Raw genomic sequence first — 3252 nt, forward strand, 5'->3', positions numbered from 1 at the left:
CAGGTATACTTAAAGTATGAAATATTGTATATTTATATATGGGAAAACCATATTTAATTCAACTCTCACATAGTCTATAGTTAGGAGGGCATATATGTACAAAATTATAAAGAGCTTCAATAATAATGTTATCTTATGTGTAGAAGAAAATCAAAATAAAGAGTACATTTTAGTAGGAAGTGGAATTGGATTTAAGGCAACTGTAAATTCAATTTTTAAAGATACTAATAAAATTGAAAAAATATTTGTTATAAATGAAGATAGATATAAAAATATAGAAGAATTATATAATTCTATAAATCCAACGTATATTGGTGTTGCTACAGAAAGTTTATCTATATTAGATGATAGTATAAATATGGACATGAATGATAAATCTCATATGGCTTTATTAGATCACTTAGTATTTGCTATAGAAAGATATTTTGACAACATATATTTAGAAAATCAATTTAGGGCAGAATTAAAAACACTATATGAATACGAATGGGATTTAGCTAAAGATATAATTGATTTTATAAATAGAGCGTTAGGGATAAGTTTAACAGAAGATGAAGTTGCGTTTGTGACTATGCATATAAATGGAATATTAAATAAAACAAAAGTTGTTGATAGTGCTAAACAAGCTATAATGATTAAAGAAGCTATTGATTTTTTAGAAAAAGAATTAGGTATAAATATATGCAAAGACTCTATATATTATAATAGGCTGATAATACATTTAAGATTAGCTATAAATAGAGCCGTAAAAGGAATTTCAGAGGAAAATATGTTATTAGATCATATAAAGGAAAAATTAAAGACATCATACAATATATCTGAAACACTATGTAATTATTTAAATGAAAATTATGATATAAAGCTAAGTGAAAATGAAATAGGATTCATTACACTACACATTGATAGACTAATAACAAAAACAAAAAAATAATGTAGAAAAAAGTCGGGAAATTGTTTACAAGGTTAAAATTAGATGCTATAATTAACATATACTTAATAAATGAGCGTGTTACTGGTAAAGCAGGCAAGAGCTAATATATTTGTATTTATACGATTATTTTATAATACGTAAAAATATGAATATTTTAGCTCTTTTTTATTTATCATAGTAATATGTATAAAATGTTAATTTAAATTTAATTTGATTAGTCATACTAAAAAATTAAGGAGGAATTATAATATGCTTCAATTTTTACAAAGAATAGGTAAAGCTATAATGCTTCCAATAGCGGCATTACCTGTTGCAGGGATATTATTAGGAGTTGGTGGAGCACTTCTTAATATAGCAGCATTAGAAAATGCCCCAGCTATATATCAACCACTAATAGCGTTTGTATCTATACCTGCAGTAACCGTAGTTTTACAGATAATGCAAGGTGTAGGAGATATAGTATTTGGAAATTTACCTCTATTATTTGCAGTTGGTACAGCAGTAGGACTTGCAAAAGAAGATAAAGGTACATCAGCACTTGCTTCAGTATTTGGATTCTTAATAATGAATAAAGTTATAGGTGTATTACTTGGATTAGGAGTTACACAATTAGGAGTTATAACTCCGGATAGTACTCCAGCTCAGTATGCAACATATGTAACTACAACATTAGGTATATATACACTTAATATGTCTGTATTTGGAGGTATTATAACTGGTATAGTTACAGCTACTTTACACAATAAGTATTACAATATACAATTACCACAAGTTGTAGGATTCTTCTCAGGGTCAAGATTTGTTCCTATAGTAGTTTCAATAGTTATGGCAATTGTAGGTGGGATACTTGCATTTGTTTGGCCGTTTGTTCAAGATGGAATAGCATTTATAGCATTAGGAGTTAACAATGCAGGTGCAGTAGGAACATTCTTCTACGGAGTTATAGAAAGATCATTAATACCATTTGGATTACACCATGTATTCTATACACCATTCTGGTTTGGTTCTTTTGTTGATGGTCATGTGTTAATAGATGGAGCTTGGCAAACAGTTCAAGGTGCAAACTATGCATACTTTGCACAATTAGGAAGCATGCAAGATTTAGTAGGAGCTTCACCAGAAACTATGTCAAGAATAGTAGCAGGAACAACAAGATTTATGGCTGGTAAATTCCCATTCATGATGTTTGGATTACCTGCAGCAGCATTAGCAATGTATCATACAGCTGCTCCAAGTAAGAAAAAAGTGGTTGGAAGTTTATTATTATCAGCAGCAGTTACATCTTTCTTAACAGGTATAACTGAACCATTAGAATTTACATTCTTATTTGTTGCACCAGTTTTATATGGAGTTCACTGTATACTTGCAGGTCTTTCATTCTTATTAATGGATGTATTAAATGTATTTATAGGAATGACATTCTCTGGAGGGTTTATAGACTTCTCATTATTCGGAATACTTCCAGCTGGAGCAGGAGTTCCAACTAACTGGTTAAGAGTTATAATGGTAGGAGCTGTATATGCAGTAGTTTATTACTTCTTATTCAAGACTTTAATAATTAAACTAAACCTAAAAACTCCAGGTAGAGATGAAAATGAAGAAGAAACAAAATTATATACAAAAGCTGATTATCAAGCAGAAAAAGATGGAAAATCAGCTAATAGTGAAATAGAAGAAAATGCACCATATGTTTTAGAAGCATTAGGAGGATCTGAAAATATAGTTTCCGTAGATGCATGTATAACTAGATTAAGAGTTGAAGTAAAAGATACTGCTAAAGTTCAAAAATCTAGATTTAAAGAACTTGGTGCGGTTGGGGTTATGGAAGTTGGTAAAGGAATCCAAGTTATATACGGAGCTAAAGCTGACGCATACAAACAACAAATTAATAAAATATTAGGAAGATAAATAAAAAAGCCTTAAAGTTTAACTTTAAGGCTTTTTTATGCTTAGAAAGTATACAATTACTAAGAAGGCTTAGTAGTTCAAGTTAAATTAAATTTATTACAAAATATGGATATAATATTTTTCAATTATAAACCACATACTATATATTATACAACAGGAGGAATATATACTATGGTAAATATAAAAAAGATTATACCCTTAATTATAATTACAATTGTATCAATTTCTGCTATTTTTATAAATTTAAAATTAAATGAAAATATTAGTATAAATGAAATAAAAACATCCATAATACAAGGTTTTAAAACTGTAAAGATAGTAGCAGATAAAAATAATATCGACTATGATGGACTTAAGTTTAATGTAAATATGCCAGTAGTAGACTATGAAGATAAAGATATAGAAAGATATAT

The 3252-nt window shown here is 28.4% G+C and carries 3 protein-coding genes; all 3 read left to right on the forward strand.

What is annotated here, in order from left to right:
* The first annotated feature begins 94 nt into the window (after positions 1-94).
* Positions 95-931 carry a PRD domain-containing protein gene (locus VN21_RS03215; protein ID WP_046822022.1) on the forward strand — a complete coding sequence of 279 codons (837 nt, stop codon included), beginning with the start codon at positions 95-97 and terminating at the stop codon, positions 929-931.
* Between the two features lie 249 nt (positions 932-1180).
* Positions 1181-2839, forward strand: coding sequence for a PTS transporter subunit EIIC (locus VN21_RS03220; RefSeq protein ID WP_046822023.1), 1659 nt, complete (start codon positions 1181-1183; stop codon positions 2837-2839).
* 171 nt (positions 2840-3010) lie between these two features.
* A partial coding sequence (locus VN21_RS03225; protein ID WP_046822024.1) for a hypothetical protein occupies positions 3011-3252 on the forward strand: 242 nt, incomplete at its 3' end.

The organism is Paraclostridium benzoelyticum (genome assembly GCF_001006285.1).
In the GTDB taxonomy this organism is placed as follows: Bacteria; Bacillota; Clostridia; order Peptostreptococcales; family Peptostreptococcaceae; genus Paraclostridium; species Paraclostridium benzoelyticum.

What these genes read in the sequence shown, in the direction of transcription:
- VN21_RS03215 (WP_046822022.1), top strand. Translation starts at nt 95, where the DNA reads ATGTACAAAATTATAAAGAGCTTCAATAATAATGTTATCTTATGTGTA.
- VN21_RS03220 (WP_046822023.1), top strand. Translation starts at nt 1,181, where the DNA reads ATGCTTCAATTTTTACAAAGAATAGGTAAAGCTATAATGCTTCCAATA.